Annotated in this window: 24 protein-coding genes and 1 pseudogene; 8 read left to right on the forward strand and 17 right to left on the reverse strand. The window is 63.3% G+C overall.

All coding sequences use genetic code 11. From position 1 onward, the window contains the following. Window positions 1-483: 483 nt before the first annotated feature. A complete protein-coding gene (locus tag ABD05_RS33860; RefSeq protein WP_047904468.1) occupies window positions 484-1,596 on the forward strand; it encodes a histidinol-phosphate transaminase in 1,113 nt (370 codons plus the stop codon). Between the two features lie 115 nt (window positions 1,597-1,711). On the opposite strand, the gene ABD05_RS33865 is transcribed toward ABD05_RS33860, so the two are convergent. From ABD05_RS33865 to ABD05_RS38765, 3 genes are all read right to left on the reverse strand, one after another. Next, on the reverse strand, window positions 1,712-1,963 hold the full coding sequence (locus ABD05_RS33865) for a hypothetical protein (protein WP_047904469.1): 252 nt from the start codon (window positions 1,961-1,963) through the stop codon (window positions 1,712-1,714). Window positions 1,964-2,418: 455 nt separating this feature from the next. Continuing rightward, window positions 2,419-3,471 carry an ankyrin repeat domain-containing protein gene (locus ABD05_RS33870; RefSeq protein WP_047904470.1) on the reverse strand — a complete coding sequence of 351 codons (1,053 nt, stop codon included), beginning with the start codon at window positions 3,469-3,471 and terminating at the stop codon, window positions 2,419-2,421. 111 nt (window positions 3,472-3,582) lie between these two features. Then, window positions 3,583-3,987 (reverse strand): hypothetical protein, encoded by a 405-nt coding sequence (locus ABD05_RS38765; protein ID WP_175804814.1) that lies wholly within the window; start codon window positions 3,985-3,987, stop codon window positions 3,583-3,585. A gap of 248 nt (window positions 3,988-4,235) precedes the next feature. On the opposite strand from ABD05_RS38765, the gene ABD05_RS33880 reads away from it, so the two are divergent. Next, a complete protein-coding gene (locus ABD05_RS33880) occupies window positions 4,236-5,294 on the forward strand; it encodes an NAD-dependent epimerase/dehydratase family protein (protein WP_047904471.1) in 1,059 nt (352 codons plus the stop codon). Beyond that, complete coding sequence (locus tag ABD05_RS33885; protein WP_047904472.1) at window positions 5,291-5,560, forward strand: AraC family transcriptional regulator ligand-binding domain-containing protein; 270 nt, start codon at window positions 5,291-5,293, stop codon at window positions 5,558-5,560. Before ABD05_RS33880 ends, ABD05_RS33885 begins: the two co-directional genes overlap by 4 nt. On the opposite strand, the gene ABD05_RS33890 is transcribed toward ABD05_RS33885, so the two are convergent. After that, window positions 5,523-6,011, reverse strand: coding sequence for a RidA family protein (locus ABD05_RS33890; RefSeq protein WP_047904473.1), 489 nt, complete (start codon window positions 6,009-6,011; stop codon window positions 5,523-5,525). The two genes, ABD05_RS33885 and ABD05_RS33890, sit on opposite strands and share 38 nt — an antisense overlap. A gap of 273 nt (window positions 6,012-6,284) precedes the next feature. Here ABD05_RS33890 and ABD05_RS33895 point away from each other — a divergent pair, with 273 nt between their 5' ends. Next, window positions 6,285-6,584, forward strand: a complete 300-nt coding sequence (locus tag ABD05_RS33895; protein ID WP_047904474.1) for an H-NS histone family protein — start codon at window positions 6,285-6,287, stop codon at window positions 6,582-6,584. Between the two features lie 164 nt (window positions 6,585-6,748). Here the strand turns inward: ABD05_RS33895 and ABD05_RS33900 are convergent, their stop codons facing one another. The 3 genes from ABD05_RS33900 to ABD05_RS33910 all read right to left on the reverse strand — a co-directional run bounded on the left by ABD05_RS33900 (window position 6,749) and on the right by ABD05_RS33910 (window position 8,919). After that, complete coding sequence (locus ABD05_RS33900) at window positions 6,749-7,081, reverse strand: cupin domain-containing protein (RefSeq protein ID WP_047904475.1); 333 nt, start codon at window positions 7,079-7,081, stop codon at window positions 6,749-6,751. A 134-nt stretch (window positions 7,082-7,215) separates the two neighbouring features. After that, window positions 7,216-7,812 carry a nucleotidyltransferase domain-containing protein gene (locus ABD05_RS33905; RefSeq protein ID WP_148669204.1) on the reverse strand — a complete coding sequence of 199 codons (597 nt, stop codon included), beginning with the start codon at window positions 7,810-7,812 and terminating at the stop codon, window positions 7,216-7,218. Window positions 7,813-7,995: 183 nt separating this feature from the next. Beyond that, window positions 7,996-8,919: a LysR family transcriptional regulator gene (locus ABD05_RS33910; protein ID WP_047904477.1), complete on the reverse strand. Its 924-nt coding sequence runs from the start codon at window positions 8,917-8,919 to the stop codon at window positions 7,996-7,998. Between the two features lie 67 nt (window positions 8,920-8,986). Here ABD05_RS33910 and ABD05_RS33915 point away from each other — a divergent pair, with 67 nt between their 5' ends. Then, the gene (locus tag ABD05_RS33915; RefSeq protein ID WP_047904478.1) at window positions 8,987-9,604 is read left to right on the forward strand and encodes a LysE family translocator; all 618 of its coding nucleotides are present in this window, start codon (window positions 8,987-8,989) and stop codon (window positions 9,602-9,604) included. Between the two features lie 81 nt (window positions 9,605-9,685). Here the strand turns inward: ABD05_RS33915 and ABD05_RS33920 are convergent, their stop codons facing one another. Then, window positions 9,686-10,318 (reverse strand): FMN-dependent NADH-azoreductase, encoded by a 633-nt coding sequence (locus tag ABD05_RS33920; RefSeq protein WP_047904479.1) that lies wholly within the window; start codon window positions 10,316-10,318, stop codon window positions 9,686-9,688. 132 nt (window positions 10,319-10,450) lie between these two features. Here ABD05_RS33920 and ABD05_RS33925 point away from each other — a divergent pair, with 132 nt between their 5' ends. Next, complete coding sequence (locus ABD05_RS33925) at window positions 10,451-11,329, forward strand: LysR substrate-binding domain-containing protein (protein WP_047904480.1); 879 nt, start codon at window positions 10,451-10,453, stop codon at window positions 11,327-11,329. Between the two features lie 229 nt (window positions 11,330-11,558). Here ABD05_RS33925 and ABD05_RS33930 read toward each other — a convergent pair whose 3' ends face one another. The 3 genes from ABD05_RS33930 to ABD05_RS33940 all read right to left on the reverse strand — a co-directional run bounded on the left by ABD05_RS33930 (window position 11,559) and on the right by ABD05_RS33940 (window position 14,753). Continuing rightward, complete coding sequence (locus tag ABD05_RS33930) at window positions 11,559-12,803, reverse strand: saccharopine dehydrogenase family protein (RefSeq protein ID WP_047904726.1); 1,245 nt, start codon at window positions 12,801-12,803, stop codon at window positions 11,559-11,561. Window positions 12,804-12,846: 43 nt separating this feature from the next. Beyond that, window positions 12,847-13,764, reverse strand: coding sequence for a hypothetical protein (locus tag ABD05_RS33935; RefSeq protein WP_047904481.1), 918 nt, complete (start codon window positions 13,762-13,764; stop codon window positions 12,847-12,849). Window positions 13,765-14,051: 287 nt separating this feature from the next. Beyond that, complete coding sequence (locus ABD05_RS33940; RefSeq protein ID WP_047904482.1) at window positions 14,052-14,753, reverse strand: glutathione S-transferase family protein; 702 nt, start codon at window positions 14,751-14,753, stop codon at window positions 14,052-14,054. A 135-nt stretch (window positions 14,754-14,888) separates the two neighbouring features. Here ABD05_RS33940 and ABD05_RS33945 point away from each other — a divergent pair, with 135 nt between their 5' ends. After that, a complete protein-coding gene (locus tag ABD05_RS33945) occupies window positions 14,889-15,869 on the forward strand; it encodes a helix-turn-helix transcriptional regulator (protein WP_047904483.1) in 981 nt (326 codons plus the stop codon). Here the strand turns inward: ABD05_RS33945 and ABD05_RS33950 are convergent. Together ABD05_RS33950 and ABD05_RS33955 are read right to left on the reverse strand one after the other, a co-directional pair. Next, the gene (locus ABD05_RS33950) at window positions 15,851-16,732 is read right to left on the reverse strand and encodes a hypothetical protein (RefSeq protein ID WP_148669205.1); all 882 of its coding nucleotides are present in this window, start codon (window positions 16,730-16,732) and stop codon (window positions 15,851-15,853) included. The two genes, ABD05_RS33945 and ABD05_RS33950, sit on opposite strands and share 19 nt — an antisense overlap. Before the next feature lie 65 nt (window positions 16,733-16,797). Further along, window positions 16,798-17,442 carry an HD domain-containing protein gene (locus ABD05_RS33955; protein WP_047904485.1) on the reverse strand — a complete coding sequence of 215 codons (645 nt, stop codon included), beginning with the start codon at window positions 17,440-17,442 and terminating at the stop codon, window positions 16,798-16,800. Window positions 17,443-17,598: 156 nt separating this feature from the next. On the opposite strand from ABD05_RS33955, the gene ABD05_RS33960 reads away from it, so the two are divergent. Next, the gene (locus tag ABD05_RS33960) at window positions 17,599-18,006 is read left to right on the forward strand and encodes a DUF3224 domain-containing protein (RefSeq protein ID WP_047904486.1); all 408 of its coding nucleotides are present in this window, start codon (window positions 17,599-17,601) and stop codon (window positions 18,004-18,006) included. Between the two features lie 137 nt (window positions 18,007-18,143). Here the strand turns inward: ABD05_RS33960 and ABD05_RS33965 are convergent, their stop codons facing one another. From ABD05_RS33965 to ABD05_RS33975, 4 genes and pseudogenes are all read right to left on the reverse strand, one after another. After that, window positions 18,144-19,709: a methyl-accepting chemotaxis protein gene (locus tag ABD05_RS33965; protein ID WP_047904487.1), complete on the reverse strand. Its 1,566-nt coding sequence runs from the start codon at window positions 19,707-19,709 to the stop codon at window positions 18,144-18,146. Between the two features lie 318 nt (window positions 19,710-20,027). Further along, window positions 20,028-20,438, reverse strand: coding sequence for a VOC family protein (locus ABD05_RS33970; RefSeq protein WP_047904488.1), 411 nt, complete (start codon window positions 20,436-20,438; stop codon window positions 20,028-20,030). 168 nt (window positions 20,439-20,606) lie between these two features. Continuing rightward, window positions 20,607-20,890: pseudogene (locus tag ABD05_RS39220) on the reverse strand (cupin domain-containing protein). 104 nt (window positions 20,891-20,994) lie between these two features. Then, window positions 20,995-21,822, reverse strand: a complete 828-nt coding sequence (locus tag ABD05_RS33975) for an SDR family NAD(P)-dependent oxidoreductase (RefSeq protein WP_047904489.1) — start codon at window positions 21,820-21,822, stop codon at window positions 20,995-20,997. Window positions 21,823-21,838 lie beyond the last annotated feature (16 nt).

Genomic DNA, 21,838 nt, shown 5'->3' on the forward strand with positions numbered 1-21,838 from the left:
CCACCCCGCGCCGTGCGTTTTTGTTGAACGTCTTGCGCGAATCTTACTCAACCGGCGGCATTGTTCAAATTATCGATGTGCATTTGATTCGAAATACCACGTTTGTTACCGTTTCTCGTCAGACGTAATGGCCTTTCTCAACAAGCTTTCGGTTTCTTTCGGTACAAAAGACCGGGACCTTCGCGCTCGACGGCACCGATCGTGATGGCAGCGCACGTCCAGGGAATTCATAGCGACGCCGGCTTCTCATCAGGGTCGGCGCATGTCATGATGCAGCGCATGAAGATCCGAAACGCCACGACCCACCTGCACCATCGCCACGGACGCCCGTTGTTGCGCCGTGGTTCGTTTCGCATCTAGTCATTGAATCGGGAGCACTCCCGATCAAGACAACGACCAAGGCGCCTCCGGCGCCTTTTTTGTTTTTGGCCGCCTTAAAAACCATGCCCCGCTGATCAATCAATAACGTACGGAGTGTTTTCAATGCAACGACCGTGGAAGGAAGTGTCCTTGTCGAATTTGCCGCTCAGGGAGGACCTCAGGTTGCAGCACGCGTACGGGGCGCCGCAGCTCGATGTGCCGGTTTGCCTGAACGTCAACGAGAATCCGTATCCGCCGTCGCCATCGCTCGTCGAGCGCATCGCGACTGCCGTGGCCGACGCGGCGCGGCAGGCGAACCGCTATCCCGACCGCGACTTTGCCGAGCTGCGAACACATCTGGCCGCCTACCTGACGCACGACACCGGCGTGACGGTCGACGCATCGAGCGTCTGGGCAGCCAACGGTTCGAATGAAGTGATCCAGCAGATTCTCCAGGCCTTTGGCGGCCCGGGGCGAGCGGCGCTGGCCTTTACGCCAGCGTATCCGATGTATGACGAATACTGCCGCACGACCTTCACACGGCTGCATACGTTGCCGCGCACCGAGGATTTCGCGCTGGATCTGAATCAGGCAATCGACAGCATCCGCGAGCATCGGCCGAGCGTGGTCCTGCTGACGTCGCCGAACAATCCGACCGGAACCGCGCTTCCCGTCGACACGATCCGCGCGATTCTCGACATCGCGCCGGGCGTGGTCGTCGTGGACGAAGCGTATGCGGAGTTTCGGCGCCACGGCGTCCGCAGCGCGGTGACGCTGCTGCCCGACCATCCGCGGCTCGTCGTTACCCGCACGCTGAGCAAGGCATTCAAGTTCGCGGGCGGCCGCGTCGGGTATTGCGCGTGTGCGCCTGCGATCGTCGAAGCGCTGAAGCTGGTTCGGCTGCCCTATCACCTGTCCGCCTTTACCCAGGCAGCCGCCTGCGCGGCGCTGGTCGCGCGTGACGAGATGTTGTCGCAGGTCGACGCGATCAAGGCCGAGCGCGACGCAACCGTTTGCTGGCTGCGCAGCCAGGGCCTCGCGGTGGCCGATTCGGACGCCAACTTCGTGATGTTCGGCAAGTTTGCCGATCGCCACCGGATCTGGAGCGGACTCCTGCGCCACGGCGTCCTGATTCGCGAGTCCGGGCCGCCGGAATTCCTGCGCGTGTCCATCGGCACCGCTGCGGAGATGGCCGCGTTCCGCGCGGCGTTGCTTGCGGTGATGGCGCACGAATGAGCAACGATGACGCGATGGAGCGCGAGGCTTCGGGATCGCGGCCGCGCAGGCGCGCCGTGTCGACCGGGGCGCCCGTCGCGTCACGCGCGTTTCAGCGGAAGGTCCGACGACGCACTTACTTCATCGCCACGTATCGCGATTCCAACTCGTCGATCTTCACGAGCACCGCTTCGCATAGCTTTCCGAGGTGACGCGGCACATCGGGCGTCGACAGCAGTTCCTCGATCCGCCCGCGCCAGTAACTCGGATGCCTCACGCGCCCCGCGCCCGACATCGATACGTCGTCAGCGATCGCCTCGCTGTCCAGGAGAGCCACCATTCTCTGTATGTGAGAAAGCTCTCGTTCTACATAGTCTCGTGCCAGCATATTGATTGAAATTCCCCGAAGTTCGACATCAGGCCTTCCGTCATCAACGCGCCATCGTGCTGCGATGCAAACGACGCACCGCACACGTTGCCTGTCAGCGTACGCAAAGACTGTGTCAGTCGACTGCATGGGCAGTCCCGGCGTTCGACACGGAATGACTAGCCTGTCCGCGCGTTCCGGTTACATCCATCCCCGATGCCCTGTTGCCAATCGTAGGCGGACTGTCCGGCGCCGGCATCCCCAAAAGTGGGGATGCCGGCCGATTTCGGGGACGTGACGGTTTCCGGAAATGACGGAGAGTGGAATGGCCGGCGAGCACGTGTGCCCGCTGTCACTGCGATGCGATCGCGCGCGACTTGAACGGTCTGCCGCCGGCACACGGCAGCCAAGGGAGTCGGAAACAGGGATTTGCAGCGCGCACGAACGGGCATCGCTCCGTGCGCGCCGGAGCACGGTTACCGCCGATAAGGCGGCGGTTCGAGTTTGACCGGGTCGGGGTTCAGGCGCACCCATGCGACAGCGACCCGGCACAGTTGCGCCGGGTCGCCTGACTGGCGTTTGACGTCGTGCACGAGCGCTTCCACGTCAGACAAATCGGCCGACGGCAGCGACGTCCCGGTGCGCACGAATGCCGCGAACGCATCGGCCATCTTCCGGAAGTCCGCATCCCAGTTGCAGCCTCCGTTGTGGTCGAGCTCGTACGCGATGCGGCCCGAGATCCGGATGAGTTCGCCCTGCACCGTCGCCGCATGCCCGGCCCCCGGCACCAGTTGCGTCCACAACGCCTGATGCTGCTCCTGCCACGTGCCGGCCGCGACGACGATCGGCGACTGCGCGTCGTGCAGTTGACGGCGCGGCACCGGCGGCACGTCGAACAGCGTGTAGAGCCGCTCCAGCGCGGCGCTGGCTGCATCGACGGATTCCGGGTTGAAGCGCTCGCGCATGAACTCGAAGCGCTCGCCGATCTCCGTGACGCTGGTTTGCATGGGCGGCGTCCTCGCCGCACCGGCGTCGAGCAGCACCTCGGCGAGCGTGACCATGTGCTCCAGGTCCGCATTGCCGCAGGTACGCAGCGCGCGTTCGAGCGGCGTCTGCCCGTCGCGGTTCAACGCATCGACGCGGGCGCCGTGGTCGAGCAGCACGCGGGCGGACTGCGCATTACGCGAGTCGGCCGCCGCGTGCAGCGCGGTGCCGATCGATGCACGGTCATCGTGAACGTCCGCGCCGAGTTCGAACAGCACGTCGAAACGGCTGCGGCGGCTGCGGGCGCGCACGTGCAGCGCGGTGTTGCCGTATGCGTCGGCCGCACCCACGTCCGCGCCCTGCGCGACGAGCCAGCGCGCGAGATCGTCGGGGCAACGGTCGAACGACAGCGCCGTCCGTTTGCTGACCCCGCCACGCGCATTCACGTCGCAGGTGTCGAACACGGCCTGCAGCTTCGCGACGTCGCCTTCGTCGAGCAACGATTCGAAGTCCTTCGGTAGCAGCTTCTTTTTTGCTTTCGCCATTGCAGATCTCCGTCTTTGCGGCGATACGTATCGTTGTTATTCCGTCAATGTGACGAATCGGTGACGCATCCGTTGCCGCGATTGCCGAAGCGGCCACGTCCGGAGCGGCCATCAGTCCAGCGGTTCAAGCGCTTCCAGACCGTCCGGACGGCCGGATGCGCCACCGAGCTTCGTAATGTTCCAGCGCGCGTGGTCGTTCCATTCGTAATCCATTCGATAGGAAAACCGGGAATTGGCACGAAAAAGCGCGACGCGCAATTTCTTTCCTTCATTCGCCAGCGCGTCGCGCAGTTGCGCGCCGATGTGCATGACGCCGTCGACCAAACCGCGATGCTCCATCGTCGAGATCAACGCGATGCCGGCCGCCGTCGCGTATGAAGCACGTACGCCGCGCTGAACATCGCTCGGCGCGTCGAAACGGACGTAAACTTCGTTCCAGCCGGGAACGGCGGATTGCATGTAGCCGATGACATGTTTGGCGAATTCGATCACCCGTTCCGTCGCGTCGTCGTTCATCGATCTTCCTCGATGTGCGCTCCGCGGAGCGTAATCGGGCGCGGGGCGACGCGTCAATGACTCGCGCATCGAGCATGAATCGGCAACCGGCCAGTCGTCCGGCCGGCCCATGATCCGTCGCACCGGCACGCGATGCCGATACGGCCGCACCTGTCGCACTTCGCCTGTCGACCGGGGCACTTCGCGTGTCATCGCCCCGCGAAAAATCGGCATCATGTCGAACATCATCCGCCACGGAAGCCACGAAGATGCAAATCGATACCGACCTCCCCGTCCTGGTGACCGGCGCAACAGGGTATGTCGCGGGCCGGCTCGTGCAACGGCTGCTCGACGCGGGCGTGACGGTCCATGCGGCCGTCCGCGATCCCGACGACCCGGACAAGCTGAAGCATCTGCAGCGCATCGCGGCCGGCGCACCCGGCACGATCCGCTATTTCCGCGCCGATCTGCTCGAACCCGGATCGTACGCGGACGCGATGGCCGGTTGCGCGATCGTGTTCCACACCGCGTCGCCGTTCACTGTTCATGTCAGCGATCCGCAGAAGGAACTGGTCGATCCGGCGCTGCTCGGCACGCGCAACGTGCTCGAAACGGCCAACCGCACGCCGTCGGTCCGGCGTGTCGTGCTGACCAGCAGTTGCGCCGCCATCTACGGCGACAATGCCGATCTCGCCGCGACACCGAACGGCGTGTTCACCGAGGCCGTCTGGAACACCAGCTCGTCGCTGACTCACCAGCCGTATTCGTATTCGAAGACCGTGGCCGAGCGCGAAGCGTGGAAAATCGCCGGCGGGCAAGACCGCTGGGATCTCGTGACCGTCAATCCGTCGCTCGTCATCGGGCCGGGCATCAATCCGTACGCCACGTCGGAAAGCTTCGAGATCGTGCGGCAGATGGGCAACGGCACGATGAAAGTGGGCGTGCCGGATCTCGGCATCGGTGCGGTCGACGTGCGCGATGTGGCCGATGCCCATCTGCGCGCCGCATTCCTGCCGGACGCAAACGGCCGCTACATCGTCTCGGGCCACGACACGAGCTTGCCGGCGATGGCGGCCACACTGCTCGACCGGTACGGCGCCGACTACCCGATTCCGCGGCGCATCCTGCCGAAATGGCTCGTGTGGCTGTTCGGCCCGCTGGCGAACAAGGACGTGACGCGCCGCGTGATCGCACGCAACGTCGGATTTCCCTGGCGCGCCGACAACAGCCGCAGCCGCAACGAACTCGGCATTCGCTACCGCCCGCTCGCCGAATCGATGAATGAATTCTTTCAACAGCTTGTCGAGACCGGGCAATTGCGGCGATGAACCGTTTCGCGATTTCACCGGGCCGGCAGGTCATGATCATCGATCTCGGCCTGCGAGTCGACGAGCTGCTGCGGTGCGCGCCGTTGCCCGCAGATCTGTTCGCGCGGCCGGAGAGCGGGTTGACGACCCGCGAGTATTTCCGCATGTGGCGCGCGATGGAGGAGATGGTCGATACGCCCGCCATTGCACTGCGCGTCCGACCGATCGCCGAACCCGGCCGCAGACGCATCAGCGACCGGCCTGGCTGCGGTTCAATCCGAAAATGAAATCCGCTTCCACCGAAGCGCCTTTGGGCAATTGCAGCACGCCGACCGACGAACGCGTATGGACGCCCGCATCGCCGAGCACTGCATACAAAACGTCGGAGGCGCCGTCAGCCACTTCGCTTTGCATCGTGAAGCCGGGTGCGCTCCGCACGTACACAGTGATGCGGGGAACCGTCGCGATCGCGTCGAGCGTGCCGCAATGCTTGCGAATCAGCGACAGCGCACGCAGCGCCGAAATGCCGGCCGCACGGCGACCGTCGTCCAGTGAAACGGATTCGCCCACCTCGCCCATGAAGTGCACTACTTCCCCCACGCGCGGAATCTGGCCGGCAATATAGGCCGTACTCCCGTCGACCAGAACGGGCGTGTACTTTCCGCCGATCCTGATTTCCTCGTCCGGATCGAATCCGAATTCGGTTGCGACCTGTCTCAGCTTATCGTCTCTGTTCATCGGTGAAATCCCCGATCCTTCTGAAAAAAAGATAAAGAATAATTGAGTCTTCGGCGCTTGTCCCAAAAGAGAAGATCGGCTGCGAAGAAGCGTCGTCAGGCCGCTAGATGCTTTGAGTCTGCGTGCCTTGAACCGCCAAAGCGGTGCATCCTTCAGGTGTTCGAATCAGTCGTGCATCGCCGTATTGTGCGCGAGACGACACTCGAAGAGAATTTCTCCATAAATCGCGGCTGAAAGCGCTATCATGTATGGATACAACCTGAAGAGTGATATATGGCGACTTACAAGGAATTGAAAGCCCAAATGGAAGCTTTGGCCGAGAAAGCCGAAGCAGCGCGCGCCGCGGAATTCCAGTCGATCGTCGACGACATCCGCGCCAAGGTCGCGGAATTCGGCATTACCGAGAAGGACATTTTCGGTGCGCGCCGCGGTCGCCCGGCCAAACAGGCGTCAGCACCCGTGCAGGCAAAGTATCGCGATCCGAAGACCGGTGCGACCTGGTCCGGCCGCGGTCGCGCGCCCGCATGGATCAAGGATGCGAAGAATCGCAATCGATTCCTGATCCAGGAATAAGGTTCTCGACGCGCACCGGCGCGCGATTCAGCGCGCTGTCCGGCGATATGGGGCATCGATACCGGCGGTATCCAAAGACCGCTCCGGGTTGACGGCGTTTTGTCCTGTTTGGTGCGTGGCGCTGCCGATTAATCGGCAGATCGCGTCGCGCGCCAATACTTTCTTCAGCGTTCGTAATAAATCGCCAGCCAGACGGATGGCTCGTCTTCGTGCGTCCACGCGACGCGATGGCGGCAATGCGGCTCGATCAGCACGTAGTCGCCCGGGCGCATGTCGTGTCGCGTCGAACCCTCTTCGAACTCGAGCACGGCCGCCCCCGACAGCAGCACGACCCATTCGGCGCGCGAGTCGTCATACCAGAACCCGTCGGGGCTCGCATGCCCCATCGACACGATCCGCTCGACGTTCAGGCGCTGCCCCGTCACGAGGATGTCGACCCGCTCGTCGCCGCCGCGCTGCCCTTCGACGCTGAACAGATTACCGGTTTGAAGTTGCATCGCTCGACCTCGTCGTTGACCTTCGCGTGAAGGAAGCGGGCTCAATGGCGCCGGGAACTGTTCACTGTAGTCCAACGGCCGCCATTGTTTACAAACGCATCGATGAATGCCCGCAAAAAGATGATGAATGGCCGTTACAGCGCCCGCGCCCATTCATTGCCGGGGTGAAGCGCGCCGAGACAGTCTTTTAGCCACACGCGTTCGCTAACCGGCAGTTTCGGTAGTGCCCTGTCGAAATCCTGCTGGTCTTTGGGGCGTCGATCCCGTGCCTTGAACAGAAGCACGGCGGTCGGATTCAGATACGGAATGTCGTCGGTGGTTCTCATCACCATTGCGGCACGCGGTCGCCTGATCGACGGATCTCGCTTGTAGGCCCACCATTCAGGCGTTCCAGGCTCGATCATCATATCGACCCGCCAACATTCAGCAGCGCGGTCGAATCCCCAGAATTGCATGACTTCGGGCGGCGGTTCCTGGTTTTCCGGCAGTTTTCCGACAACGCCGGCGTGCGCCGTGTAGAACGCCAGATCGCTGAGCGCCTGACGGAATCTGCCGAAGTCTTCCCGCAAAATCGTGAATTCCAGATCGTCGTGTTCGCGCGTCCGGGCGCCGTGCCAAAGATCGAGCGCCCATCCACCGACTACGCACCAGGGCAAATGAATATCGCTCAATCGTTGAGCGAGTGTGGCCGGTTGCCAGGCATTCCATGCCTGTTGGTCGGGAATTGCCATTCGAGTATTCATCCTGTTGGAATGATCTGCACTGGATAACGTGTGTCGGATTTTCCCGGAAGGTCACGTGATCTCCAATAGGGCCGGCCGATCATGAAAAAATCCGCGCGTGTTCGAGTCGCCACATATGTTGGCCAGACATTTAAATACCCGGTCAGCGTCACGCGGCCCCCTTCCGCACCGTCAAACCATCGCCGTCAACCACGCAAGCAGATCCGACTGCGCGCTTCCAGCCGCCACGGCTTCCGGCGTCAACAAACAGTAGTGCGAGCCGTCTTCCACAAAACCCATCGGCGCGACCAGCACACCGCTTTCCAGATCATCGCGAACGAGATGCCACGGGCCGACGGCAACCCCCAGCCCCGCGACAGCCGCCTGCAGACTGAAATAGAAATGCTCGAACATCTGCGGCCGCCCTTTCCCCGTCGGCTGATTCGCCGCCACCGCCCATTCCTTCCACGCGTCCGGCCTGGTGCGCGTATGCAATTGCGGAGCATCCGGCTTCAACAAGCAACCCCCGCGACCACGGGAAAACCACGCGTCGACTTTGTCCGGCCGACAAACCGGCCCCACCCGCTCGGCGAACAGGCGTTCGGCGTGATATCCCGCCGGCCACGCAAAGTCGTTGCGGCGAATGGCCATGTCGATGCCGCTATCGAACGAGAACGGGCCGCCCGCAGCGACAAGGTGAATGTCGACGCCCGCATATCGCGCCTGGAAGTCCGGCCAGCGCGGGATCAGCCAACGCATCAAGAGCGTTGGCTCGCACGACAGAACCCAACGCCGCGCGCGGGCAGCCTCGGTGCGCAATTCGTGCGCGGCGTGACGCATCAGGCCCAGGCCCTCGTATACCGCCTGGGCCAGCTTGCGGCCCGCATCGGTCAGGAAAACACGACGACTGCGCCGTTGAAACAGCGCCACGCCCAGGTCATCTTCGAGCAGACGCACCGCACGGCTGACCGCGCCGTGGGTTAAGCACAGTTCGTCGGCGGCACGGCTGAAATTCTCGTGACGCGCCGCCGCCTCGAAACAACGCAACGCCATCAGCGACGGCAGGTTTGCGCGGATTGATTGTGAGTCAGTCTCACCATCCTGGTCAGAAATCATCGCTTTTCCTGATGGAATTCAGTCTCTACGATTGTGCCATGACGACATCAATCGAAAGGACAATGCGATGACAGAATTGATAGTTGTAGTCACCATTACGCTGCTGGCCGTCATCAGCCCGGGGCCGGACTTCGCGATGGTCACGCGCAACAGCCTGATGCTGTCGCGCCGATCCGGCTTGCTCACCGCGCTGGGTATCGGGCTGGGTGTGACGGTCCACGTGAGCTACACGCTGCTCGGCGTGGGCCTGCTGATCCGCCAATCGCTGTGGCTCTTCAACGCCGTCAAGCTCGTCGGCGCGATCTACCTGATCTACCTGGGCGCGAAGATGCTCATGACGAAGGCCAACACCGGGCAACCCGACGTGCCGGTGGCGCCGCTGTCCGATCTGGCGGCGCTGCGCACCGGCTTTTTGACCAATGTGCTGAATCCCAAAACCACGGTGTTCATCGTCAGCCTGTTCATGCAGGCAGTCCGGCCCGACACGCCGTTGATCGTGCAGATCGGCTACGGCGCCTTCATCGCGCTGGCGCATGCCGGCTGGTTCAGCCTGGTGGCGGTCTGTTTCTCCGCCACGGCCGTCCGCGACCGCTTGCTGTCGCTGCGCCACTGGATCGACCGCACCTTTGGCGGCTTGCTCGTGGGCTTCGGTGTCGCACTCGCGATCGCACGCGGCGGTCGCTGATTCGTGTGTCCGGTCCGCGCTTCCAGGCGACCGTCGGGCATGTTCCGCCGACGCGCCGGATGTGAAGCGCGGCATCCTTATTCAGAACGCGCTTGCAATCGCACGGGCTTCGTCGATCGCACGACTGCGATCGACCTTTCCGTCCGGACCGAACAACGTGCGCTCGACGACAATGCCGGTGACGTCCTTCACGCCCACGAACTTCAGCCAGGTTTCCATGTACGGGCGCTGAAGGTCGAACTCGGCGGCCGGCGTGAACGAACCCGGCGACTCGTAGCTGAGCCCGCGCGCGTAGACGACCGCCGCTTTTTTCCCGGCCAGCTTGCCAGCGAAACCCGCACCGTCGAACGTGAACAGCACGTCCTTCTGCGAGATCACATCGATCAGGTGCTTGAGTTTGTATGGAATACTGAAATTCCACAGCGGCACGCCGAACAGGAACTTGTCCGCTTCGTGGAACGGCGCCGCGAGCTGCTCGATCTGCTGCCACGCCGCGGCCTGCGCCGGCGTCAACGCCGTTCCGCTCAGCCCGGCGTATTTCGCGGCAAGCGCGGCTCCGTCGAACTCGGGCATCGCCAGATCCCAGATGTCGAGCTTCCGTATCTCGTGATCGGGATGGGCGTGACGGTATGCATCGAGAAATGCATTGCACACTTCGATGGATGCCGAATATTCCTTGTTGGGTGAACCTTCGATATAGAGCACGCGTGTCATGGAGCCTGTCCTCGCGAAGAGTGACGGCGACGCGCGGGATGCGCGGTCGCCCACTGCAATTCGCAGCCTATCGAGTCGGCCTATAATTTGGAAACGCTATTAATTGATTGAATTAACCCGGATTGAAGATCAATGAGCAACCCTCTCGACACGGCCCTTCTTCATACGTTTGTGGCGGTCGCCGACATGCGGAGTTTTACCGGCGCCGGTCGCAGGCTGAATCTCAGCCAATCGGCGGTCAGCGCCCAGGTCGTTCGTCTTGAAGAACAGGTCGGCCGTGCGCTGCTCGTGCGCAATACGCGCAGCGTCTCGCTCACCGAGCATGGCGAGACGCTGCTCGGATATGCTCGCGCGATGCTCAACCTGAGCGAGGAAGCGCGGTCCAGGCTGGGGCCCGGCGACGCAGTCGACATCAAGCTGCGCATCGGCGCATCGGAGGATTTCGCGGGAGGCTGGCTACCCGACGTGATGCGCCGCTACAGCGCCGCGCGGCGCGGCTTGCGTCTCGATCTGACGGTCGACATCGGCGACAGCTTGTTTCGGCGGCACGCAAACGGCGAATTCGATCTCGTGATCGGCAGCCGGTGTTCGCACACGAGCCAGGGCGCGACGTTGTGGCAGGAACCGCTCGTCTGGGCGTTTGCGCGCCACGAGCCGCTTCCGGAAGGCGAGGTCCCGCTCGCGTGCTTTCCCGATCCATGTCCGTACCGAGGGGCCGCCATCAAGGCGCTCGCGCTGGCCGGCATGCGCTACCGGATCGCATGCGAAAGCCCGAGCGTCACCGGCATCCTGACGTTCGCGCGCGCCGGCATCGCGATCACGCCGGTGCCACGCAGTGCGATCGACGACACGCTCCGCGAACTGACCGGGTCCGAAGGGTTGCCGGAACTGCCGGACGTGGAATTCGTGATGATGCATGACGCCCGGATGCCGGCTGCGGCCGAATTCGCCGCGACGATTTTCGATGAAACCGCGGTTCGCGCGGGGGCAGGCAGACGCAACAGGCCGTAGCAGGCATCTCCGTGCTTTGATGTCCTGGCCGGCGTCGTAAAGAAGGTGCCCTATAACGTCGAGCAGCAGATGGAACAGCGTGGCGCGCCACGAGAAGGTGCTGATTCCGAGACTGCCCGGCCTAAACGCATCCGACCATTTGACCTGCCGTGACGGTAAGTTGTCTCCTCACATTGATTCGCAATCCGATCTTTATCTTTTCCTTTCGCATAGCGGACAGGAATCGCGCTCAAATCACCTCGAAACGCAACCCCGCGTGGCGAACCAGACGCTCGACAAAGCGCTCGTCGAACATCGTCGCGGGCGTCCAGAAACCGCCGCCGCGCCCGGTCTTGATGCCGTCCCCGCCGCAATCCAACGCAAGACCGATCGCGGCCTGGCCCAGCATCTTGCCGGTGGAGCCATAGCCCGGATCGCGGTCGCCGGTGACTTTCACGCGCAAGGTTCGCCCGTCGTCGGCGCGGCCGAAGAAACGCAAGTCGTAGCGGCCGGCCAGTTGGGCCGCGGCACTCGGACCCTCACCGGGTTTCGGCAGCAGGAAGCGCTCCATCAGGCTGCGCACCGGCTTGATGAGGACACCCACCATGAACGCGCCGAGGCCTGCCACCATCGCCAGCGCGGCCAGGCGGCCCTTGAGGCCCGTGCCGGTCATCACGGCTTCGTCGTAGGTGAACCGGCTGCCGTACGCATTACCTGCAAGCGCATTGGAGCGATGCACGACACGCTCGTTGATTGCCGCCATCACGAAGGGCGCGATCCACGCGTCGCAGTCGCGATCGAATTCAGCCGATCGAACCGCGTGCTGCCGCACCGCGAAGCCATGACCTTTCGGGCACAGCGAATAAGGATCGAGCAGTTCCCTGCGCAACGCGGGATCGGCCGCGGCTTCCCGGACGACGTTGATCACGCTCGCCACCGTACCGCCCGATGCGCCGCCCTTCAGCGTTCTGACGCGCATCTTCACCTGCCCGGCCGGCACGCCCCATTGCTGCCGTGCCTGTTGCTGCAGGAAGAACACGCCCATGTCCGACGGAACCGAATCGAACCCGCAGCAATGAACGATGCGCGCGCCCGATCGCCGGGCCGCGGGCTCGTATTTTTCGATCATCTGCTTGATCCACTGCGTCTCGCCGGTGAGGTCGCAGTAGTCGGTGCCGGTTTCCGCGCAGACCCTGACCAGCGGCTCCCCGTAAAGCGCGTAGGGCCCGACAGTCGACACGACCACCCGCGTTTGCGCACAAAGCGCCCGCAATTGCGCTTCGTCGGCCGCGTCGGCGACGATGATCGGCACGGACTGCCCCGCCGCGCCGAGCGCATCCCTGACCTGCCTGAGCTTCGCTTCGGACCGGCCGGCGATGGCCCAGCGCAGCGTCTCGTCGGCGCCCGACAGGTAATCGGACAGGTAGCGGGTCAGGATCTGCCCGACAAAACTGGTGGCGCCAAATACGACGAGATCGTGGGTCGGCTGGGTCATGGACGGTTCCTTCGGCGCGGGCGTGTCGCGAGCATCCGTGCCGTTAGCGTTGCTTTCCGGGTTCATCGAAGGCCTTCAAAGGCGTCGGCAGGTTCAGGACCAGTTGCGCGTCTTTTACCACGTCGAGACGCATGACGGTGGAAGCGCCGAGCCCGTCGAGCAGCTGGCTCAGCGGGCCGCCGTGCCGCACCAGCTCGACACCGCGCGGCAACAGGCGCTGGGCGAACGATAGCGTATTGGCTTGCTCCAAGGTTTGGTGCCATTCGCCGTCGATGCGATTGATCATCGTCGTCGTGCTCATCCGCGATTGCGGCGCGACGTGGGTCAGCGCAGGCAGCGGCACGCTCAGGCTCAGATCCGGACGGCCTCCCGAGCCGGCAATGCGTGCGCTGGCGGCGGCGCCGAGGTTCACGTCGATATCGGCGAGCCACTTGGGCAACTGATAGCCGTGTACGCCGCGAACCCGCGCGATTTCAGTGGTAACCGGCAGCGCCAGCACGTGCGCGAAGAAGCTCCGGCGCCGCATCGAGTCGATCAGCTCCAGTGCGTGCGACCCGCGCGCGCCGGGCCGGCGGATCACCACCGCGACGGAAACTTCGTCATACGGATCGTTATCGCAGACCGAATACGAAAAGGAGGTCAGCGCGACCAGCCCTTGCCCGGGGAGCGCTCGCAGCGGTTCGAGCGGTACCGGCAGCATGGTCCGCAGGCGTTCGAGCGGCGCAAGGAACAACAGCTGAATGCTGCTGGAACGGTAGTAGAAGTTCGGCGCCCAGGTCGGCCCGACCCGCGAAACGACCTGACGCTTCGGAATCCGACGGAAAAAATCGATTTTCCCCGCGGCGGGATCGCGCGCCACCTCGTCCAGGTCCGGATTCATCCGGAACCGGTCGTAGTACCCGCCTTCGGGCACGTCGACCGTATGCGGCCCGAATTCAACCTGTGTAAACCGCCTGTCCATGTTCGTCGCCTCTCGTCGATGATTGACCGTCGCAGGCAACACCCGAAGCCTGCCGATTCACTGCCGTCAGCAAGCACTCTAGGATTGAAGTCAACTTTAAGGTCAAGGATCCGAATAGAGGAGCAAGTCGGTCTTCGATTACGTGGCTCGCCGGCAATCGCGTTGCGGTCGAATCATTTGGCGGTCGTGCGACGGCCCTTGCCGCGTATCGTCACCACGCCGTGATCGCGCAGCCGATCCATCGAACAGGAGCAGGCACGGGATACGTCACAATGAAAGCCGAAATCTCAGGCTGAAGGCCGCCCTCTACCCGCTACCGAAGGCACCTGGTCAAGCCCGCGAAGAAAATCGGGAACCGCTTCTCCGATCGACGCGAGATAGCCGGCCATCGCGCCGGCGACTTTCCGCACGGCGGGACGTGCGGTCATCCGCGCACGCCACGCGAGCAGGTTCGGCGTCTCCGTTGTCATCGGCGCCCCCTTGCGTGCACCGAACAACTGCGCCATGTAAAACGCGATGTCGGCATAGGAATACGCCCCGGCCAGAAATTCCCGATCGGCAAGTACGCGCTCCATGCGCCGATAGTATTGCGACGCTTCGGCGCGCGCGGCCTGCGCCGCCGGATCGTCCGGCGTCGCTTCAAGCCCCATCAGCCGGATAACGTGCGGAAAATAGATTTCGTCGCTGCAATGTTCGAGCTGACGCGCGATGGCGCGCGCCGCCGGATGCGCCGGCCATAACGCAGGATCGGGCTTCAGATCCTCGAGATATTCGAATATCTGCGTGGAATCGAAGATCTCCAGCGTGCCGTCCATCAGCACCGGCACCTGCCGCTTCGGATTGATGCGCAGTACGTCGGGATGCTTTGGGTCATAGCCGCGAAGCTGGCTGAACGGCGCCATCACCAGCTCGAAGTCGATACCCTTCTCGTGCGCAGCAATCTCGACCTTGGCACCGAACATGCTCAGCGGTCCGGAAATTATCTTCATCGCTTTTCCTTTACTTTCTCGAATGCGCTCGTGCTTGTTCGAGCTTGTTCTCGATTGAACGGATCAGGCATGCCGCAAAGCATAAGTCCTATAACATGACACCTCATGTCAGGTATTTGAGGTAACGTGTCGCGTATGAAAGCCAGTCGCCTGTTGTCGATCATGATGATGCTGCAAGCGCGCGGCCGGATGACCGCACCGGCGCTTGCCGAAGCGCTGGAGGTGTCCGAGCGCACGATCCTGCGCGATATCGACCAGCTCTCCACTGCCGGCGTGCCCATCTGGGGCGATCGCGGCCGCAACGGCGGTTTTCAGCTGCGCGACGGCTGGAGTACCGATCTCACCGGGCTCACCGAGCACGAAGCGCATGCGCTGATCCTGGCGGGTTTGCCAGGGCCGGCGAGAGAGCTGGGCCTCGACGGCATGGCCAGCTCCGCACGGCTGAAGATGATGGCCAGCCTGCCTCCCGGCTCGCGCGAGCAGGCCGATCGTGTCGCCAGCCGGCTGCACATCGATACCGTCGATTGGTACCGGGCGCAGGAAACGCCTGAATTCCTGCGAGAAGTCGCCGACGCGGTGTGGGGTTCGTATCGTATCGACGTGAAGTATCGGAGCTGGCGCGGTATGTCCCGCCGCGAACTCGAACCGCTCGGCCTGGTGCTCAAGGGAGGCGCCTGGTACCTGATTGCCAAGGTCGTCGGCAAGCCCGGCGCACTGACCTTCCGGCTGGCGAATATCTGCGAATTCAGCGCGACGCGCCGCCGTTTCAAGCGCCCTGCGCGATTCGATCTGGCGGCGCACTGGCGTGACGCGATGAGCCGGTACGAGACCGATCTTTATCGGCTGACCGCCCATATCGCCGTGTCGCCGCGCGCCGAGAACTGGCTGGCCAATGCGCGGATCAAGACCGCGCCGGTCTTGCAGAAGGCCGGCAGCGCGGAGGTGCCGTCAGGATGGAAGGAACTCCTGATGCCCATCGAATCCATCGAGCACGGCGCGCGGAAGCTGCTGGGGTACGGCGCGCATCTGAAGATCCTCGGGCCGCAGGCTCTGAAGGATCGATTCATCGAAGAGTTGTCGCAGTTGAAGGTGCTCTATCAATCAGGTGACGAATGAAGCGGTGCCGTTGGCGTCGATGCGGTCGCCGGCCGATGCGTGGTGCCGGCACCACTGCCCGCTTTCGAAAGCGCGACGTCGATCAATCGCGCATCGTTGCGTGCGCGTGCCGCATGCAGGGCGATCGCAATCTTCCGATACGCGTCACGATTGGCCACCGATGGCGGATCGCAGCGCAGCAGGTTGTCGGCGCCGGAGTCGTCGCGAATGGTCAGCTTCGCCGGCTGACCGGCGCTGATGTAACCAAGCTGCCGGTTTGCCGATGGACGGTCGCGCTTCAGCATCGTGTCCGTATGCCCGTCCGTTCCCCACTGAGCAGGCTGGCCAGCCTGCCAGCCCGCCCCGCATATCGCGCCTGTTTGATCGGCGGTGATGCATCCGGTGCGGATCTCGATCATGGAACAGTACTCGCGGCTCAGTACGGATTCCGGTTGCCCTGGTCCAGTCGAGACGGTCCCCTGCTCGTCCCGCGCGACGACGACGTATTCGCCGGATGGCGAGATATCGCCGTCGTTCGGCGACTCCATTTGCGTGCCGTCGCCCGCGTTCGACTCGCCGGCTCGTGGCAGCAGACCGAATGTCGTACCGTTCGGGAATTGGAAAACGGCCTTTTGCCACGCGCGGCCGGACAATGGTGCTCGCGGGTTCGAGGCGTTGCCATAGAGAATCGCCGCGCCGCCCGGCAAAGCGAAGCGGAAGGCCGACGACGATGCAGCGACCTGTGCCGGCGGTGCAGCGGCGGCGGCGAGCGACGAGACCGCCGCGACCACTGCGCCAATTCGAAACGTCGAAACACGTGCGTTGATGAATTTTGAAGTTGCGGTTTTCAAAATAGCATTCTCGGGACAGAACCCGATGATCATATCGTTTCGCATTAGACGATGTCGATCGGGTGCAGGCATCAGGTCGAACGCAACCGATCGCGCAGTCAGATCTCGTCAACAAACTCGTCGAGAAAGCGACGCAACCGATCGTGGCGAATGTTCGCCAAACGCGCACCGGTAGCGGTCTGAAAACCGGACGCCAGCTTCAGCAGTTTCGTGTGGAAGTGATCGATCGCGAATCGCGTGTCGTCGAGTTCGCGTGCCGACGCGTGCGGATCGACCGGGTCATACAACGCGCTGCCCATCCGGCCGGCGACATAGAAGCAACGCGCGACACCCAGCATGCCGATCGCATCGAGCCGGTCGGCATCCTGCAGCGTTTTTGCTTCCAGCGTCATCGGCGCGACACCGGCCGAAAAACTATGCGCTTCGACCGCATGCGCGACAGCGTCGATCTTCGCGTGCGGCCAACCCAGCGACTTCAGCACCAACCGTGCCTTGTCCGCCGACAGACGCGATGCCTGCGCACGATGCGGAGCGTTCTTCTCTACCGCCACGCAGTCGTGCAGCAGTGTCGCCGCAAACAGCACTTCGGCGTCTCCGCCCTCCTCGGCATGGATCGCCACCGCGTTCTTCCACACGCGTTGCAGATGCGACGTGTCATGGGAGCCGTCGCCATTGGCGTCGTTCCAGTGAGCCAGCAGGGTCTTGGCCAAATCCTGAAAGGGGGCAAACGCAGGGGTCGTCACGGGCTCGGGTGATTAAAGACTGGATGCCGATTATCGCCTCACGCGCAGCGAGGCACACGGTTTGCGGTCTATCCCGGCGTATCAAGCAAACCGTTACCTCCGGCGGAACCCGATTGCCTTATAGTGCGGAGTGTCCATTCGACGAGGAGATCCGCAATGAAACTGCAGGCCAACGGTCCGTTTGAAGTGAAGCTGAATCCCGAATCCCTGAGTAGCGTTGCAGAAAATACCGGGCTCGGCCGCATGTCGCTCGACAAGCAATTTCACGGCGACCTGGAAGCCGTCAGTCACGGCGAAATGCTCGCGTTTCGAACCACTGTCCAGGGCTCCGCGGGCTACGTCGCGATGGAAACCGTGCAAGGCACGCTGGGTGGCCGCGAAGGCAGCTTCGTCCTGCAGCACAGCTCCACCATGAGCCGCGGGCAGCCGAAGCAATCGATCACCGTCGTACCCGATTCCGGGACGGGAGAATTGCTGGGGCTCTCCGGCTCGATGATCATCAACATCGACAACGGCCAGCATTCATACACCTTCGACTACGAGTTGCCTGAATCGCCGCAGTAAATCAACACACAATGGTGCCGCCGGCACGGTAACGCGTTCCGGCCTCTCGCGTGCCATACGGAAAGCGGCTTCGTTCGTCAGCGCGTCAGAAAGCATTCGACATCGACAATCCGGCTGCGACCGCGGACATCAGTACGTCACGCGACAGCCTCGTCACGCAGCCGAAACTGCGCGACCGCCGCGCTCAACCGAGAGCCCTGTTCGTCGAGCGACAGCGCCACGGCCGCCGCTTCCTCGACCAGCGCGGCATTGCGCTGCATCGTCTGTTCCATCTGGATGACCGCGGCGTTCACCTGCTCGATGCCCGACGACTGTTCCTCGAAGGCGTTGCTGGTTTCGCTCATGATCGCGTTCACGCGCTCGACCGCGGCAACGAGCTCGGCCATCGCCGAGCCGGCCAGCGTGACGAGGCCGCTGCCGTCTTCGACGCGTCGCGCGGAATTGCCGATCAGATCCTTGATTTCCTTCGCCGCCGACCCGCAACGCTGCGCGAGCCCGCGCACTTCCGTCGCGACAACCGCGAAACCGCGCCCCTGCTCGCCGGCACGCGCGGCTTCGACGGCGGCGTTCAATGCGAGGATGTTCGTCTGGAACGCGATGCTCTCGATCACGCCGACGATGCCGGAGATTCGCGCGGAGCTGCGCGAAATCTCGGACATCGTCTCGACGACGCGCTGCATCGCGTCGCCGCCGCGCGACGCGATGCCGGCCGCACCCTCGACGTAAGTGCGCGCATCGCGCGCGTTGTCAGCATTCTGGCGCACGGCCGCCGTCAGCTGCTCGACGCTCGCCGCCGCCTGCTGCAGCGACACGGCCTGCTGCTCGGTGCGCGCGGACAGGTCGACGTTGCCGCTCGCGATCGTGCGGACGTCGCCGACGATCGTCTCGGTGCTCGCGCGCACCTGGCTGACGGTGTCGACGAGACCGTCCTGCATCCGCTTCAGCGCATTCAGCAGATAGGCCATCTCGTTTGCGCCGGGAATGACGACCGTTCCGGTCAGGTCGCCTTTCGAGATTTTTTCGAACTGATCGACCGCGAGATTGATCGGTTCGATGATCGCCTTCGCAAGCACGCGCTGCGCAAAGAAGCCGACGACGAGCGCAAGCACCGCGACCGCCGCCATTCCCCACACGATCCGGTGGAAATGAACGCCGGCCGCCTCGTAGCGGGCCTTTTCGCGTGCGACCTGGAACGATTCGAGCGCGTCGATCGCGTCCTGGTACGCGGTGAACAGCGCGGGTGGCGCGGTGCGCTGCGTGTCGAGGAAGTTGAACGCGTCGTCGCCGTCGAGCTGCGACAGCGCCTTCAGGAACACACGGTCGAGCAACGCGCGACGGCGGCTCTGCAGCGTGTCGAACAGCGCCTGCTCGTCGGCGTCGCGCGCGTGCAGGCGCGTGTAGGCGTCCAGCTCGTCGTTGCTCTGCTTGAGGAGCGTATGGAGTTGCGCGATTTCCGCCTTGCCCGGCTGGCCGGCGCTGATGATCTGCGCGACGTCGCTCATCCGTTCGCGCAGCACGAGCATCCGCTCGGAGCTGGTCTTCAGGTGCAGCAGCGACGCGGTGTCGTCGCGGTACATCGCCTCGAGCGAACCATTGCTCACGTAGAGGCCGGCGATGCATGCGCCGACCACCAGCACGAGCAGCACGGTATAGCCGGCGATGGTCGCGACGAGTCCGCCACGGATGGTGAATTGTTTTCGCATGACGTTCCCTTGCGCAGGCCACGCGCGGCCTGCGGCGGATGTGGATTCCGGATCACGAAAGACGAGCGCTGCGTCGCAACATGCGCAACATGCGGCACGTGGGCTACGAACGGGTTAACGACGCGGTCGGCGGGAAGGTTTTATCTGCACGCGACGCGAATCTTGACGATTGCGACAGATGGGGGGGGCTGAAGATGCGTGCGGCCGGTGCGTTCGCTGTCGAGCGAAGCCGTGCCGGCGGGGCTCCGCGGGCGGAATTCGGGCAACCGCGGACGGAAAGCGAAACCCTCGGGTCACGCCCTGCGCTGCAATGATCGGCTATCCGTCGTTGGCCAGCCTTGAACGGATCTCGTCAACCGGGAAGTCGCGCTGGTGCGTGGCAATCTGCCATGTGTTTCCCCACGGATCCCTCACCATCGCGCGCCTGTCGCCGTAGGGCATGTCGGCTGGAACTTCGAGCGAGATCGCGTTCGCTGCAATCGCTCGCGGATAAGTCGAATCGACATCCTCGACATAGACGTACAGAAACGCCGGCATCAGATCGCGCAGGCCGTCTCCGCCGCTGACCATCACGACGGAATCGCCGATCCGCATTTCGGCAGGCAGCCCGGCGCGGAATTCGCCCTGTGCGTGAAACACCGTCCGGATGAATTCGATCAGGTTTTCCGGATCCCGGACCGCGATTCGGGGCGTGACGGTATGCCATCCATCGGGTTGAAAGTTGGTCATGTCGCGCGGCCTCCGAAGGGATTTCCGAGGGTATTGTCCTCCGGGCGCCGGAGGTCTGCAAAAGGGAGGTAGCAGGCGATTGCGTTTGTCGGCAACCGGCCAGGAGCCGTCAGTCGGCCGGGCCGGTTCGAAGCGGCCGTTCGTCTGCGCTTCCACTCAAGAGCTGCGTTAGCGAATCTCCACCTCGATGAATACCACCTCGTGGTCGGTCGCGTTGACGACGTTATGTTCCCCCCCTTCAACCCGGCGTAACTTTGCCCTGCACGCAGTTGCGACTCCCGGTTGCCTTGCGCTGTCTCGAGGAGAAGTTGGCCGTCCGTTTGCGGTACCACGACATAGTCATGCCCGTGAACATGCCAGCCGGTCTCGGCGCCGGGTGCAAATCGCCACTCGGTGACAATCACGCGTTCATTCAATACCTGCTGCGTTGGAATTGCCTGCGGACGATCCATGAGCGCTTCCTCAGCGAAGTGGGCAACGAGGTTGGTCGGGTATCCGCCGAAGACGATCTGCGGATCGCAACGTCGAGAGCCTACCATGTGGAAACAGCGCAACCCTACGCATTGAGATTTGTTGCCGCGAAATCCTGAACCTCTCTCGGGCGAAGGATTTTTTCAACGAGCCGAGCCGACATCTGGCGGCTCAGTAGTCTCTGCAAGTTCGCAAGTAGCCGATTTCGCACCCCCACGACCCGATAGCTCAGATTGCGATCGAGCGCCCACAACGCATCCTGCACCACGTTCGCGACCGGCATCGGCACGCCGACCGCAGCCTCCTTCGCGCCCACAACGTCGAAGAAGGCCGTTTGCGTCGCACCAGGACATAGCGCGACGACCCGGATGCCCCGCTGCCGGTTCTCTGCCCAGACGGCTTCCGAAAATGACAGGAGAAAGGCCTTCGTCGCGCCGTAGACGGCCATATACGGATCGGGCTGGAATGCCGCGGTTGACGCGACGTTGATGACTGCGCCATCGGATCGCGCTTGCATCCCCGGCAGCAGAAGATGCGTCAGCTCGATCGCGGCGATGCAGTTCACCAGGACTTCATCGCGCTGGCGCGTCGACGGAATCGTTTCAAAGCGCCCGTAAGCTGCGAAGCCCGCGTTGTTGATCAGCACATCGACGACCGTGCCGGTCGCCTTCAGATGACGATCGATCGTGTCGACGGCGTTGGCCTCGCTCAGGTCGACCGTCAGAAAATCGGCGTCGCACGCATGGTCGCGTCGCAGTTCTGCGGCCAGATCGCGCAGCTTGTCGTGAGAGCGTGCGACCAGCAGGAGTCTCGCACCGCGTTCGGCCAACGCGTAGGCAAACGCGCGCCCGATACCCGACGATGCACCCGTGACGAGTGCTGTTTTTCCGCCAAAATCGAAAGATTTGCTCATGGGCTGCTGATGGAGT

It is taken from the genome of Burkholderia pyrrocinia (assembly GCF_001028665.1).
In the GTDB taxonomy this organism is placed as follows: Bacteria; Pseudomonadota; Gammaproteobacteria; order Burkholderiales; family Burkholderiaceae; genus Burkholderia; species Burkholderia pyrrocinia.